Annotated in this window: 12 protein-coding genes and 1 pseudogene; 10 read left to right on the top strand and 3 right to left on the bottom strand. The window is 44.8% G+C overall.

All coding sequences use genetic code 11. The features are described from left to right. Positions 1-49 precede the first annotated feature (49 nt). Positions 50-736: a hypothetical protein gene (locus A0256_16935; protein ID AMR32982.1), complete on the top strand. Its 687-nt coding sequence runs from the start codon at positions 50-52 to the stop codon at positions 734-736. Between the two features lie 100 nt (positions 737-836). On the opposite strand, the gene A0256_16930 is transcribed toward A0256_16935, so the two are convergent. Further along, on the bottom strand, positions 837-2663 hold the full coding sequence (locus A0256_16930; protein AMR32981.1) for a hypothetical protein: 1827 nt from the start codon (positions 2661-2663) through the stop codon (positions 837-839). A 440-nt stretch (positions 2664-3103) separates the two neighbouring features. Between A0256_16930 and A0256_16925 the strand changes: the two genes are divergently transcribed. Both A0256_16925 and A0256_16920 read left to right on the top strand, forming a co-directional pair. Next, a complete protein-coding gene (locus tag A0256_16925) occupies positions 3104-4996 on the top strand; it encodes a DNA helicase (protein ID AMR32980.1) in 1893 nt (630 codons plus the stop codon). Positions 4997-5081: 85 nt separating this feature from the next. After that, positions 5082-5714, top strand: a complete 633-nt coding sequence (locus A0256_16920; GenBank protein AMR32979.1) for a haloacid dehalogenase — start codon at positions 5082-5084, stop codon at positions 5712-5714. Positions 5715-5772: 58 nt separating this feature from the next. On the opposite strand, the gene A0256_16915 is transcribed toward A0256_16920, so the two are convergent. Then, positions 5773-6942 carry a proline dehydrogenase gene (locus tag A0256_16915; GenBank protein ID AMR32978.1) on the bottom strand — a complete coding sequence of 390 codons (1170 nt, stop codon included), beginning with the start codon at positions 6940-6942 and terminating at the stop codon, positions 5773-5775. A gap of 142 nt (positions 6943-7084) precedes the next feature. Between A0256_16915 and A0256_16910 the strand changes: the two genes are divergently transcribed. From A0256_16910 to A0256_16880, 7 genes and pseudogenes are all read left to right on the top strand, one after another. Next, the gene (locus tag A0256_16910; protein AMR32977.1) at positions 7085-7291 is read left to right on the top strand and encodes an RNA-binding protein; all 207 of its coding nucleotides are present in this window, start codon (positions 7085-7087) and stop codon (positions 7289-7291) included. A 1-nt stretch (position 7292) separates the two neighbouring features. Continuing rightward, entirely contained in the window at positions 7293-8351 is a 1059-nt protein-coding gene (locus tag A0256_16905) for a 3-dehydroquinate synthase (protein AMR32976.1), read from the top strand. Then, the gene (locus tag A0256_16900) at positions 8352-9254 is read left to right on the top strand and encodes a sterol desaturase (GenBank protein AMR32975.1); all 903 of its coding nucleotides are present in this window, start codon (positions 8352-8354) and stop codon (positions 9252-9254) included. A gap of 497 nt (positions 9255-9751) precedes the next feature. Next, a pseudogene (locus tag A0256_16895) lies at positions 9752-10582 on the top strand (prephenate dehydratase). Between the two features lie 216 nt (positions 10583-10798). Then, the gene (locus A0256_16890; protein ID AMR32974.1) at positions 10799-11929 is read left to right on the top strand and encodes a 3-deoxy-7-phosphoheptulonate synthase; all 1131 of its coding nucleotides are present in this window, start codon (positions 10799-10801) and stop codon (positions 11927-11929) included. 181 nt (positions 11930-12110) lie between these two features. Then, positions 12111-13424, top strand: a complete 1314-nt coding sequence (locus tag A0256_16885; protein ID AMR32973.1) for a 3-phosphoshikimate 1-carboxyvinyltransferase — start codon at positions 12111-12113, stop codon at positions 13422-13424. 77 nt (positions 13425-13501) lie between these two features. After that, positions 13502-14593 carry a chorismate synthase gene (locus A0256_16880; GenBank protein ID AMR32972.1) on the top strand — a complete coding sequence of 364 codons (1092 nt, stop codon included), beginning with the start codon at positions 13502-13504 and terminating at the stop codon, positions 14591-14593. Positions 14594-14638: 45 nt separating this feature from the next. On the opposite strand, the gene A0256_16875 is transcribed toward A0256_16880, so the two are convergent. Further along, positions 14639-15349, bottom strand: a complete 711-nt coding sequence (locus A0256_16875) for a DNA alkylation repair protein (GenBank protein ID AMR32971.1) — start codon at positions 15347-15349, stop codon at positions 14639-14641. Positions 15350-15493 lie beyond the last annotated feature (144 nt).

Genomic DNA, 15493 nt, shown 5'->3' with positions numbered 1-15493 from the left:
TTAACCGTACCTATAAAACAAACTACCTCCATATACCAAAATTAAAGTCATGAAGAAAATTCTGATCCTATTTTTATCATCAACGATCACATTAAATTTATTAGCTCAGAATGACCATAAATGGCACTATTTATTTGATGGCAAAGCAACAAATGAGTTGCGGGGTTACAAGCTAACCGATTTTTCGGATGCCTGGAAAATTGAAGATGGTGCATTAATCGCCCTTCCGGATAAACCCAATGTTGACCTGGTGAGCAAGGAAAACTATATTAATTTCGATCTTACCTTTCAATGGGCGGTGTCGAAGGCCGGTAATAGCGGTGTGTTTTATAACGTGCAGGAAAATTCAAAGCATGAGTCGGGAAATGGGAACAGCCCAAACTGGCTTGATAATTTCGAATTCCAGCTACTAGATGATATCGATTTTAATGATCATGAACCCCGGCGTTCCGCAGGATCCCTATATGATCTCATTACACCAGTTAACAAGCTCCTTAAACCTGTTGGGGAATTTAATACCGCAAGATTACTTGTTAATCATGGCCATGTGGAGCATTGGCTAAACGGCAAAAAAGTTGTGGCATACGAAATTGGTTCAAAAGAATTGAATGACCTGATAGCTCACAGTAAATACAGCACCAACCCAAATTTCGCAAAATCTACCTCCGGCCACATTATGTTTCAGCATCATGGGCAACAGGTTTGGTTGAAAAATATAAAGATCAAACGGTTATAACGAGTTGCCTGGATAAGCTATAATTGCAGAAGGCCATAAGTCGGGAGAACTTGTAGCCTTCTGCTTTAATTGGGCTTTAATGCCGGCCTAAGCATGTTTTCTACTGGAGCAGCTTTAATATTTTGGCAAATATTTCGGTATTGCTGTATACACCTCTAAAATCACCAGCGTGCACACCATAGGCAAATACTGGTACAGGCGTGCCTGTGTGGTCATTAGTGCTAAAATCTCCTAGTACATAACCCTTACTGATATTGCCATCAAGCAGCGTAAGTCCGCCCGTTTCATGGTCGGCCGTTACAATTACCAGTGTTTCGCCATCCTCATCCGCAAAGCGCAAGGCCTCTCCTACTGTCCTGTCAAAATCAGCGTTCTCGGTAACCAATTGGGCCAGGTTGCTGCTGTGGCCGCCATAGTCTATTTGCGATCCTTCTATCATCATAAAAAAACCTTTTGGGCTATTTTTTAAGGCCTGAGCCACTTTGTTAAAAGCCTGCGGTAAATAATTTCCCCTGCCCGCCAGTTTCGAACGTGTAACACTATCATCCATCAACCCCAATAATTTTGTTGCAGGTGATTTTAAAAAAGCATCGAATGTGCGGGTAACGGTGTAACCTCTTTGCTCCATTTGACTCATAACAGATTTGCCGTTCACCGTTGTAGTGAAGTCCTGGTAACCCGAACCCAAAAAAATATCAATTGGCGACGAAAGTATGTTTGCAGCAATAGCCGTACCGTTGCTTCTTTCACTTTGGTGTGCATAAAACGCAGCCGGGGTAGCATCAGTCAATTCGCATACCGCCAGGTCGGCTACTTTTTTCCCGGCTTTGGCACTGTAAAAAGCAAGCGACTCCAACGGTTTACCGGCAGGATCTACACCAACAGCACGGTCATTTGTTTTTTGTCCGGATGCAAAAGCGGTAGCTCCAGCCGCCGAATCGGTAATGTACGCGTCGGCCGAATTGGTTATTGAAAAACCGATGTTAAGCATTTGGAAGATATTCAGCTGCCCTTTATTTGCCGTGTAGGTGGCATATAAATGGGATAGCCCCATCCCATCGCCAATGCATAAGATGATATTTTTTACTTTTTTGACCGCTCCGTCTGTTTTATAAGTTGGCTGGTATAACGCATAAGCCGGGGGCGACAGGTATTCGTTCCTGGTTTTGTTGTTTAAAAAATCCCCAAGTTCTTCAATTTTGTCTGTGCCAATTACATCTACCCCTAAACGCATCATGGCCAGCCAGCTGCTCTTGGTGTCCGGAGTTTCCCAAAACCTGATCATTTTGCCTGATTGATGCACGCTGTCTATAGCACTTTTCAGCCGGCTGATCTCGGCTGTATTGAATACGCCTTTGCCATTCCATTTTACATACTTGCTTAATGGAAAACTTACCAAGCCCACTTTTTGCCATTGCTGAGCGTTAAAGCCGTCCATATGATCTACATCGAAAGTTATCCAGGCCGGATAACCGGGCATTACTGCAGCCGGGGGCACCGCGCCTGTTAGTACAATGGATAAACGCCCCGGGTTGCCCGGCGAAGAAATATATTTGGCTAATGGCTGCAGTTCTGAAATAACCAGCGGTAATACGGCTTTGTAATCTTCTTTGATCTCAATCAGCAATCTTAGCCGCCTATGCTGATCGTTTTGCAGCTTTTCTACCAATGGGTCCAGGTAAAGCGCTTTTAATGAGCGGGTTTCGGTAATTTCTTTTTTATCATGGGCTACTATCAGCCGCCCGTTAACGGCATAAACATCGGCCTCTATAGCGCCAAAACCTTTTTCATAGGCCCGGTAAAACGGGATGCTGTTTTTATAGTCGTTGTGCGAGTGGGCGTTGGCAACTGTGTAGGTTTTTATCTGCCCGCTGGCCATGTGGCCGCTCAAGATCAATGCGCTAAAAACAAAAAATTTGTTGATCATTCTCATAGTTTAATATTAACAAACAAAAGCCGGATTGATCGGGCTTTGGTATAATCTATTTTATTTAACAGCCGGTGATTTCAAAATTTCAATAGGAACAGGTTAACCTTTGTAAGGTATCGGAATATAGCGCAATAGCTGGATTACAATACACGCTAAACTACCTTTGCTTCAATTGATGATCTGAAAGTAAGTATAAATTATACGTCCGGTCAATAATTGAATCTACAAAAGAAGTGTTATGTTTTTACTTTATTGTTAATTAACGTAAATAATCAAGTGCAGCCTGGTGTTATGATTAAACTTAGACAGGGACTTTTTGCTTTGATCACACAGGAATCTATGAGTAACTTATTGCGTACCTCCTGGCGCTAAGCGGCCTCCTATAAGGCATCATCCAATTCAAAACAGGCTTAAAATTTTGCCTTACCTTTGCCGCAATGGACTATTTTCAAAATTTGCTTACCCTGCTCAAAACCGAACGCGACGAAGACCAGCAGAGTTACTTAAAACTCATTCAAAATTCGTCGGTAACCGACAGGCGCTCTACCGGTATCACCTGGTACCCCATCGCCATCCGGGGCAGTGAAATCGGTAAAGGTGATTACTTAACTGTTGAACTGGAACGCACTACTCATAAGGATATCGCTCATCAGTTTCGTTTTGGTGCGCCTGCGGTATTGTTCTCCAACCATGATGCAGGCACCGACCGTGTGGATGGTACCATTGCCTACCAGGGTGGCGACCGCATAAAGATCAACCTTTTTACCGATGAACTGCCAGACTGGACCCGCAATGGTAAACTGGGCGTGGAACTGCTTTTTGATAATAACAGTTATGATGAAATGCAAAACGCGCTTAAGCAGGCAGCCTTACTAGCCAGCCAGCCCGAGGGTAAACTTATCCGCATCCTGACGGGCCAGGCCGAACCTTCATTTGTTGAACAGGTAACCGTCATCGATACTTCGGGATTAAACACCTGCCAAAAGGCAGCCGCGGAGCAAATTGTTGCTGCAAAAGATCTTGCGATAGTACACGGCCCGCCGGGAACAGGGAAGACTACCACGCTTGTGCAAGCCATTAAGAATTTAATTACGCAGGGCGATCAGAAGGTGCTGGTTGTTGCACCTAGCAATACCGCAGTAGATTTGCTGAGCGAAAAACTGGCGGGCGAAGGATTGAACGTGCTCCGGATCGGTAATCCGTCACGTGTATCCGAGCGCTTGACTTCGCTAACGCTGGATAGCCAGATGAACGCTCATGTGTATAAAAAAGACATAAAGCAACTAAAGAAGCAGGCCGCCGGCTATAAGGATATGGCCCATAAATACAAGCGCAGCTTTGGCAAAGCAGAGCGCGATCAGCGGAAGGCATTGTTTGATGAGGCGCACCGGATTATAAAAGATGCGGGTAAGATAGAACAGTTCATCATTGATGACCTGGTGGCCAAGGCGCAGGTGATTACCGCAACATTGGTTGGATCCAATCACCATACCATCCGCAATGTAAAGTTCAATACTGTTGTGATTGACGAGGCAGGCCAGGCGCTGGAACCCGCCTGCTGGATCCCCATATTGAAAGCCCAAAAGGTGGTGATGGCGGGAGACCACCTGCAACTGCCCCCAACCATCAAATCGGATAGGGCTGCCAGAAACGGCTTAAGCACCACACTAATGGAGAAATGCGTGGCCCTCCATCCTGCTGCCGTAACCCTTTTGCAGGAGCAATACCGGATGAATGTGGCCATCATGGGGTTCTCGTCGCGGGAGTTTTATGGTGATGCTTTAATAGCAAATGCAGTGGTTGCCAACCGACTACTTTTTAATGGCGACTTGCCGATGAGCTTTGTAGATACGGCCGGATGCGGATTTGATGAAAAACCTGATGGAACCAGCTCCGTTAACCCGGATGAGGCAGTGTTCCTGCTGAAACACCTACAGCAACTGGCTGATCAAATATCGGCATCGGGAACTGCATTTCCATCTATAGCAATTATTTCTCCCTACAAAAGCCAGGTAAGAATGATCAAGGAATTATTTGAAGCCTCCTCATTGGTACAGCATGCCGGGCAAATCTCCATCAATACGGTGGATAGTTTCCAGGGACAAGAACGCGATGTGGTATACATCAGCATGACCCGCAGCAATACGGAAGGCACCATTGGTTTTCTGGCAGATATTCGGCGCACAAATGTAGCCATGACGCGTGCACGCAAGAAACTGGTGATCATCGGCGATAGTGCCACAATTACAAGGCTCCCTTTCTATGCAGATCTGATGACCTACGCAGAACAAATTGGTGGTTACCAAAGCGCGTGGGAGTATATAAGTTGAGCATAGTTTGATAAAATAACACAGATTTTAATTGGAAATATCCGCTGAACTGTATTTTTGGAACTACATTATGTAAGAACGATTTATGCAAAACATTAAAAACATCATATTCGATTACGGTAACGTTATTTTTAAAATTGATTTCCGCATTGCGCAGGAAGAGTTCAAAAAGCTCGGCATTGCCGACCCAGAGACTTTTTTCGGCCATCGCCATCAGGATCAGATCTTTGATAAATTCGACCGGGGCGAGGTTACTGCTGACGAGTTTCGCTCCTATGTTAAAGAAAAAATTGGCAACCCTCAAATAACCGACCAGCAGATCACCGATGCCTGGAACAGCTTGCTGCTTGGCATAGCGCCAGGCAACAATCAGCTATTGCTGCAATTGAAGAAGAAATACCGCACCTTCCTGCTCAGTAATATCAATGATATCCATTATACCTATATTATGAAATATCTGAAGAAAGATTTTGGGTTTGATAATAATGAACATCTTTTCGAGCGTACTTATTATTCTCACCTGCAGGGCAAACGCAAACCCGAAATTAACTTCTTTGAGCAAGTGTTAGCGGAAAATAACCTTATTGCCAACGAAACGTTGTTTATAGATGATAGTCCGCAGCATTTGGAAGCCGCCAGAACGTTGGGGATTAAAACCTTTTTAATGACCGCGCCAGATACCCTACAGGCTTTTGCCCAACGCGAACAGCTGATTTGACAGTCCCGTTAAGCCAGGAAATATTAACGCTGCTTGTATAAAATTAACCCGGCGATTACTACCCCCGCCGCTTCTTTTCCTTTACAATCAAGCTCAGCTCGCGGCTCATTTGCCCGGCAATAGCGGTATTTTCCTGCGCCCGGCGGAACAAGTATGGTAATACTGCCTTTATTGGTCCGTATGGCACGTACTTGGCTACATTGTATTTTGAGTTAGCGAGGTTGAAACTCAGGTTATCGCTCATGCCCAGCAATTGCGAAAAGTAGATATGCGGGTTGTTATGCGCTATTTTCTTTTCATCTAACAAGTCAGCCAGCAGGCGGCAGCTGTCTTCGTTGTGGGTACCGGCTACAATGGCTATTTGATCTACGTGATCGGCACAAAAAACAAGGGCATCATTGTAATCACGGTCGGTAGCTGCTTTATCGGGCTGAATCGGCGACGGATAGCCACGTTCATCGGCGCGTTTCCGTTCTTTTTCCATGTAGGCGCCACGTACTATTTTGGCGCCTAAAATAAAGCCTTCCTCCTCCGCAACGGTAAAGTCACTGATCAATGAAGCCAGCTTATCATGGCGGTACATTTGGTAAGTATTGTAAACTATAGCCGTTTCCTTGTTAAAAAAACGCATCATGTTTATAGCGAGGTGATCTATGGTCTTCTGGATCCAGCTTTCCTCGGCATCAATCATTACCGGTACGCCTTCAGAATGTGCCATCTCGCAGATCTCCAATACACGGTCCTGCACTTTTTGCCATTCCAGCTGCTCGTCAACATTTAGTTTCAAGCCTTCATCCAGTTTTTCGAGCAAAGAAAACCGGCCAACTCCGGTAACCTTAAATACGGTTAATGGGATAGCCTTATCTTTAGCCGCACGCACTATCGTTCGGATGATCTCCTCCCGGGTATTGTCAAATACCGATTCGTCATCCTCGCCTTCTATGGAATAGTCGAGGATGGTGCCTACACCGCCATCCGCCAGGTTCTTGATTGCTTTATTACATTCTTCGATAGTTTCTCCTCCGCAGAAATGTTTAAAGATCGTCGCCTTGATGATACCCTTGATCGGCAAGCCGATCTTAATAGCAAAGTTGGTGATGGGTGGCCCTATCTTAACCAGCGCATTTACGTTGATCGCTTTAAATAGCCAGTAGGCCCGGTTAAGATCAGTATTGGATGAGTGTTTAAAAGCGATCTCGGTATTTTCGAAGGATAGTTTTTCGTTCATGTTGGATTAGTTCACAGATCGTGGCTGATGGTTTACGCAGGTTGCCGGGTTGCCGGCATCTACGAACCATTAACTGTGATCTATGGTGCAAAATTATAAAATGATAACCCATTATTGCACGAATAGTTTATTTTTGCCATCCATGATTGAATTTAAGGTAGAGGGAGACTACATCCCTATGATACAGCTGCTAAAAGCAACCGGACTGGTGCAAACCGGCGGGGAGGCACAAATTGCCGTGCAATACGGTGAAGTAACCTATAATGGCACTATCGACTATCGCAAACGCCTCAAAGTAAAACAGGGTGACCTGGTTGAATTCAGGGGCCAAAAGATCAAGGTTATTTAAGATGGATACGATACAAAGCGACGGCTACCAGATCTTCTTTGAGAACAGCCTGGCCGAACTGGTAAACTTTATTAAACACGGTAACTATTCCCGTACTTTTGTTTTAACAGACGAAAACACCTCTAAACAGTGCATGCCTTTACTCCATGAGTATCTGGGCGAGGCAGATAATTACGATATCATTGAGATAAACGCGGGCGAAGAAAGCAAGAACATTGATTTTTGTATAGGCGTTTGGAAAATGCTGATAGATTTTGGTGCCGACAGGAAAGCGCTGATGATCAATCTCGGTGGCGGTGTGGTAACTGATCTGGGCGGTTTTGTAGCCTCAACGTACAAACGGGGGATAGATTTTGTCCACGTACCCACTACCCTGCTTTCGCAGGTAGATGCATCTGTTGGCGGCAAAACCGGCATTGATATGGATAGCATTAAAAATATCATCGGCACGTTCACGCAGCCAAAGGCGGTGTTTATGTCTGCGGATTTTTTTAAGACACTACCAGAAAGACAGATCCTCTCCGGCCTGGCAGAGATGCTTAAACATGGCTTGATCTGCGATGCAGCCTATTGGGATCAGCTTAAGAACAGCGACCTGAGTTTGCCATCTGCTGAGCTGGTACACCGTTCGGTAGCGATCAAAAACGATGTGGTAATTGCAGATCCGCTGGAAAAAGGCATTCGCAAGGCCCTTAACTTTGGGCATACCATTGGGCATGCTATAGAAACCTATTCCATGCTGAATGATAAGCATCCTTTAACCCATGGTGAGGCTATTGCCGTTGGGATGATCTGTGAAGCGTGGCTGTCTCACAAAAAAGTGGGTTTACCGGAAGAACAACTGACGGAGATCAGCAGTGTTTTAAACAAGCTTTACCCGATACACCAGGTGCCTGAAGTATGTCACAGTGAATTGTACCAACTAATGCTGAAAGACAAGAAAAACCTCAATGCACACATCAATTGTACTTTATTGACACGGATAGGACAGTATAGTATTGATAATATCTGCACGGAGGACGAACTTTGCGATAGTTTAAGATATTACGCAAATTTATAAATGCCCCATTTAAATGCCCGTAACGAAGCTGTAATTGTACTAATTAGCCTGCTGATCATACTTACCTTAACGGAAATGTATTTCAGCTACCGCGAAAACAGGAACTATTACGATAAGCGCGATACCTTTACCAATTTCTATTTAACCACGCTAGCCTTTTTCTTGAACCTGGCCGTAAACGGTACCGGGTTTTTCCTGCTTAACTTTGCTTACCGGTACAGGTTTTTTGAGATCGGTAACCCAATAGTTTATTGGTGTGTACTGGTGGTGTTACAGGATTTTTTATACTGGATCTTGCATTATACCGGCCACTATTGCCGTATGTTTTGGGCCATGCATGTTACACATCACTCTTCGGAGCATTTTAATTTTACCACGGGTTTCCGGTCCACCGTTTTTGAGCCATTGTACAGGACATTTTTTTATATGCCGCTGGCACTGATCGGTTTTAACGCAATAGATATTTTGTACGCGTATTTGCTTACCCAGTTGTACGGGAATATCGTGCATACCCAATATCAAATTCCACTGCCTAAATGGTACGCTTTTGTGTTTGTTACGCCGGCGCATCACCGTGTACACCATGCATCAAACATCCCCTACCTGGATAAGAATATGGGGATGATGTTTATCGTTTGGGATCGCCTCTTCGGCACCTTTCATGACGAAGACCCTGCAGAACCTGTTAAATACGGCCTGACGCATCAACCTGAACACATGGGACCGGTGAACGTCCTCTTTCATGAATGGAAGGCACTCATAGCCGATGCAAGCAAAGCACCCGGGCTAAGAAATAAGCTGCTCTATTTTGTGAAGCCCCCGGGATGGAGCCATGATGGCAGCACACAAACAGCAAGGGCGATGCAGAGGGCTTACCGGAAGGAAGCGGCTAGCATTCATTAGGTAATTTTTTTTCTCTCGATTTCAACAAATGTTTTAAGACACTCCATCCTAAAAAATAGTTGACAGGTTAGGCAGTAAATCACTGGAAATTTGCTCCAGTAGATGAGCGGGAGGATGTATTGGCCATGATTTGGCTGTTTATTTTAATAGCTTACGGATCAAGCTGAATTGCTGCCGCATTTACCCGTAAAATTTATATTCCGATTTGCACTTTAAAAAAATCATTATATTGTTCTAAACAATTGAAATTTACCATTTTTACCCAATAAAATTTTGTTCGCTCCAAAATATCTACAAAAAATAAAATTATCTATTGACAAATTGATTTTTACTTGTACATTTACAGCATAACAACAACAATGAACAATTCACGTGCATATTTTTATGGTTTCTACTTTTACTTTAGCAGTAAGAGCCGGGACTGATATGTACTAACAAAACATATAAACTAAAAAGTCCCGGCCCAAACAGCCGGGACTTTTTGCTTTGAAGCTTTTATGAAACCAGAAATACCAAGAGTTGCTATCCAGGGGATCCGCGCCTCCTTTCACGAAGAGGCCGCCTTCAAATATTTTGGCGAAAAAATCCACACTGTAGAGTGCAATTCTTTTAAGCAAACCTTTGATGCGCTTAAGAACGATGAGGCTGATTACATTGTAATGGCGATTGAAAACAGCATTGCCGGCAGTATCCTGCCCAACTACTCTTTGCTGATGAGCTACAGCTTCCCGGTAGTTGGCGAGGTTTACGTACCGATCCAACTGCACCTGATGGCTTTGCCCGGCGTAAAGTTTGAGAACGTAAAATACGTAACCTCCCATCCCATCGCCATTCGCCAGTGTGTTGACTTTTTTGATGAGTACCCGAATCTGAAAATTGTGGAGAGCAACGATACCGCCGCCTGCGCCAAACGGATCCGCGATGAGCAGCTGACCGATACCGTTGCCATAGCTAACTCTTTAGCGGCAAACTTATACGGTTTAGAAGTTTTGGAACGCAGGATCGAATCGAACAAAAAGAACTTCACCCGTTTTTTAATTCTAACCACACACGAGAACGCTAAAAAGAAACCCGGCAATAAAGCATCCCTTTGTTTCCAGGTAAGCAATGAGGTTGGGTCACTGGCCAAAGTGCTCAATATCTTCGCTCAGGAAAATGTTAATATGAGCAAAATTCAAAGTATGCCGGTTTTGGGCAAACGCAATGAGTATAACTTTTATGTAGACATTGAATGGACGGAGACAAAGCATTACGATGCATGCATCCGCCAAATCCTGAAATACACACATAATTTTAATATCCTGGGTGAGTATGAAAAATACGAAGAGGAAATAGCGCCCTTACTGCCTAAGGCAACCAAACCCAGGAAGTACATCACGATCAAAAAAATGGACTAAGATTAAGTGGGAAGACCGGAAGCCGGTAAGTCTGAACTATAAATTTAAACAATAAAAGCATAACAATTAAATAACATAACCAAAAAATTACTTCCGGAATTTCGGTCTTTCCGATTATCCGGACTCCAAAAAAAACAACAAATCGATATGAAACTTGACTTAAACATACAGCCGCTTAACACCTGGATCAACAAATCGGGCATAGAGCCATTAGTAATTGCCGGCCCATGCAGCGCCGAAACAGAAGATCAATTGGTAGCCACAGCGCACATCTTAGCCAAAACCGGCAAGATAAGTGCCCTGCGCGCAGGTATTTGGAAACCCCGTACCCGCCCCGGAGAGTTTGAAGGTATTGGCAGCATTGGTTTGGAGTGGTTAAAACGCGCTAAGGCGGAAACCGGCTTGCCAACCGCTGTAGAAGTAGCTACTGCTAAACATGTGGAAGAAGCTTTAAAAGCTGGTGTGGATATCCTTTGGGTAGGTGCACGCTCAACTGTTAACCCATTTACCGTTCAGGAAATTGCTGATGCACTGCGTGGTGTTGATATACCCGTAATGGTAAAAAATCCGGTTAACCCAGATCTGTCTTTATGGGTAGGCGCACTGGAGCGTATCAATAACGCAGGTATCACCAAACTGGCGGCTATTCACCGCGGTTTTTCATCGTACGAAAAAACAGCATTCCGTAACGAGCCAATGTGGGATCTGGCGATCGGATTAAAAACGCTTGCGCCACATTTGCCAATCATCAACGATCCAAGCCATATTACCGGTAACCGTGACCTGATCGGGTACATCTCTCAAAAAGCGTTAGACCTGGACATGCAGGGTTTGATGATCGAATCGCACATTGACCCAAGCGTTGCCTGGACAGATGCTAAACAACAGGTTACCCCTGCTGCTTTAGCCGATATCATTGATAACCTGCACCTGCGCAAGCCCGAAGTTCGTAACACGGAAGTTAATGACAAGTTGCACGAACTACGTAGCCAGATCGACAAGATTGATGACCTGGTGATCCAGAAAATGGCAGAACGCATGCAGATAGTTGAGAAGATCGGTAATTACAAAAAAGATAACGACATTACTATTTTACAGGTGAACCGCTGGGACGAGATTCTGCACAAACGCACCAGCTACGCAAAAGCCCTAAAATTGAGCCCGGAGTTTACAGAAAAATTACTGGAGCTGATGCACAGTGAATCGATCCGTAAACAAACCGAGATCATGAACAAAAGTGAAGCAGGCCAGGCGGCAGAAAAGTTAACACACGTTTAATAAACGCTAAAGTTCTGTTTGAAACTATACAACCCGGTCATTCGATAGTGCCAGGCAAGGATAGCGGGAGACACAAAAGAGAAATCTTACACAATTTGCTAAGCGTGTAGGATTTCTCCTTGTAACTCCTACGGACGACATTTTTTATAGTTAGGCTTAGAAGCGAGATCGAATTAATAAAATGAAACATAACATCATACTTTCCAAAACAGGCAAATCAGCCGATGGCACCATACAGCTTACCGGGTCAAAAAGTGAGTGTAACCGTGCGTTGGTAATCGAAGCGCTTAGCGATGGTAAAGTAAAAGTTGAGAACATTTCAGATGCGGCGGATACGGTTACTCTTGCGGGAATTTTGAGGACGTCGGAAGTCCGGAAGTCCGAAAGTCCGAAAGTGGTTATTGGTGAGGATGAGGAGCATGAAATCGAGGTAATTAACCAGATACCACAAACCGTCAACATCGGTCCAGCTGGTACGGCGATGCGGTTTTTAACAGCATATTACGCCATTGGTAAAGAAGAAGTAATATTAACAGGCAGCGAGAGGATGAAGCAAAGGCCAATTGGAATATTGGTTGATGCGCTGAGCGAGTTGGGTGCCCATATTGAATTTGAAGAAAAGGCCGGATATCCTCCTATCAAACTAAAAGGCAGTTTTGAGCAGCAAACTCGTAAGATCAGTATAAAGGGTAATATCAGCAGTCAGTATATCACTGCGCTACTACTCATTGCTGCCAAACTGCCTTTCGGTTTGGAATTACATATAGAGGGCGAATTAACTTCGCAACCGTATGTAGAAATGACTTTAGCGATGTTGAAGCAGGCAAATATACAGCACAGCTGGCAGGGCAATGTTATTTCGATTTTAAATCAGGAGTTTGCAACTACATCGTTACACATCGAACCCGACTGGAGCGCAGCATCCTACTGGTACGCCATAGCGGCCCTAAGTGATGAGGCCGAGTTATTTCTGCCGGGCTTAACTTCCTACAGCCTGCAAGGCGACAGCGTAATTACCGAGATCATGGCTAACTTTGGTATCACATCGCAATTTAAAGATGGTGGTGTGCTTTTAACCAAGGAACCAAAGCCGGTTGTTCGGAAAATCTTCGACATGAAAGAATGCCCGGATCTGGCGCAAACAGTTATCGTAGTATGTGCAGCTTTGGGCCACGAAGCCAGCTTTACCGGGCTGGAAACTTTGAAGATCAAAGAAACCGACCGTATCCTTGCCCTGCAGACAGAGCTGGACAAGATCGGGGTGAAACTGGCAGAAAAAGGCCAGGTGTACAAACTGGACTGCAGCCAAAAACAATTGCCGCAGCGCATGTTTGTAAATACCTACGATGATCACCGTATGGCGATGGCCTTTGCGCCGCTGGCTATCCTGATCCCCGAACTGGAAATAGAAGATGCCGATGTGGTAGAAAAATCATACCCGGCATTTTGGAAGGATTTGGCAAAGGTGGGCTTTGCGAGCCACCCGGCCTTTTGAAGCAGAGCCGAAGATTATAGCACAATTATTAATTTCACATTATCAAACATTCCCCCTTCGGGGGGTTAGGGGGCCATATGGCAGGTAACTCATTCGGGCAAATATTCAGGATAACAACTTTTGGTGAATCGCATGGCGAGGCTATCGGCGTGATCGTTGATGGTTGCCCGGCAGGCTTAACGGTTGATCTGGATTATATCCAGGGCGAACTGGATAAGCGCAAACCAGGGCAAAGTAAGATCACCACACAGCGTAAAGAAGCTGATACCGTAAAAATTCTTTCAGGCACTTTTGAAGGAAAAACTACAGGTACACCGATAGCAATGATTATCCCGAATGAGGATCAGCGTTCAAAAGATTACGGCCATAATGTGGATGTGTTCCGCCCGTCGCATGCAGATTACACTTATCAATCAAAATACGGCATCCGCGATCACCGTGGCGGCGGCCGTTCGTCTGCCCGCGAAACCGCGGCGCGTGTTGCCGCTGGTGCATTAGCCAAATTATTATTGAAAACGCAGGGCATCGAAGTACTGGCCCATGTAAGCAGCGTTGGCAGAATAGATGCGCCCAATGTATTTATTGAAGACGCGCAGGAGTTTTTAGCTATCCGCGAGCAAAACATTGTACGCTGTGCCGACCCGGCTACCGCCGTAGAGATGATAGAATTTATAGATGGCATTCGCAAACAGGGCGATACGGTGGGCGGTAAAGTAAGCTGCTATATACAAAATTGCCCGGTTGGCCTAGGCGACCCGGTTTTTGACAAACTACATGCCGACCTGGGTAAAGCTATGCTTAGCATTAATGCTGTACATGGATTTGAATTCGGTTCGGGCTTTAGCGGCAGTGAAATGCTGGGATCAGAACACAACGATATCTTTTTAAAAGATGCAGCTGGTAATGTAACCACCCGCACCAATTTTTCGGGAGGTATTCAGGGTGGGATCAGTAATGGCATGCCAATCGAGTTTAAAGTAGCCTTTAAACCAGTTGCTACGATCATGCACAACCAGCAAACGATAGACAGCGAGGGCAATGCTGCCGAGATCACCGGGAAGGGACGGCATGACCCTTGTGTAGTGCCACGTGCGGTGCCCATTGTAGAAGCTATGGCAGCACTGGTTTTAGCAGATCATTGGCTGCGGAACAGAAATTCGAAATTGTAAACCTTACTTCGCGTTTCTTATTGTGCTTTTTTAAAAATAAGTTTATTAACATTTAAGGTTCTTTTTCTTAGGTGCCGTACCGCCTCTTTTCGACCTTACTTTGTTAATGTTTTCCAGCGCAACTGGTATTTTACAGGCCGTATCACTCACATCCACAGTAACTGTGCCTATGCGCGTGGCTGCAGCAATGGCTTCCGCTGCTAATTCGTCAACATAGGAGCCCAATGCAATAACAAATCCGTTCATAGTATACACCACCCGGTTTGCCGAGGAGTGGATCTGTTGCTCCACCCGGGATAGCAAATTGTGCAACTTCTCCATGTCCAACTCTGCGTCGGTTTTCAAAGCAACAGTATTACTCAGCGTAGCCCATCCGGTGGCTGCAATGTGTTCAACAGGGCTTTCTATCCATTGCAGCGCCATCCCGAAACCATACCTGCTGCCGGCAGCAACCCATGGTACAGTATATTCACTAATGTTGTTAGACACCGCTGCTTCAGCCCAGCTTTGCAGGTCAGCTTGCGTCATGGCAGCATCATAAGCAATTAAGCCGGCCAGGTACATAGCGTCGGCATTGCCTGTAGCAAAAAGGTTTTTTGCTAGCTGGTAATCTTTTTTGATCTTGTTTTGAATCGGTTTGAGATACTCCACCTTAACGCCGAAGAACGGTTCTTTAACCCCGTGCTTCAGCAGGATTTTTTTGATGCTTTCGCTACCCTTTGATTCCAGTTCGGCCATAATCTCGGTAACGTTCATGGTGATCTTTTTTAGTATTTAAAATTACTGATTTTAAGATAGCCCGCTTATGACTTAAAATATTATAATTCTCAAAACAACGTATTTCTAGATACAAAACCTAAATTTGATTATCCTATAGGCTAACCCTTAATCTTTTCCTTC

This window comes from Mucilaginibacter sp. PAMC 26640 (assembly GCA_001596135.1).
In the GTDB taxonomy this organism is placed as follows: Bacteria; Bacteroidota; Bacteroidia; order Sphingobacteriales; family Sphingobacteriaceae; genus Mucilaginibacter.
This window is presented reverse-complemented; position numbering and strand designations above follow the sequence as displayed.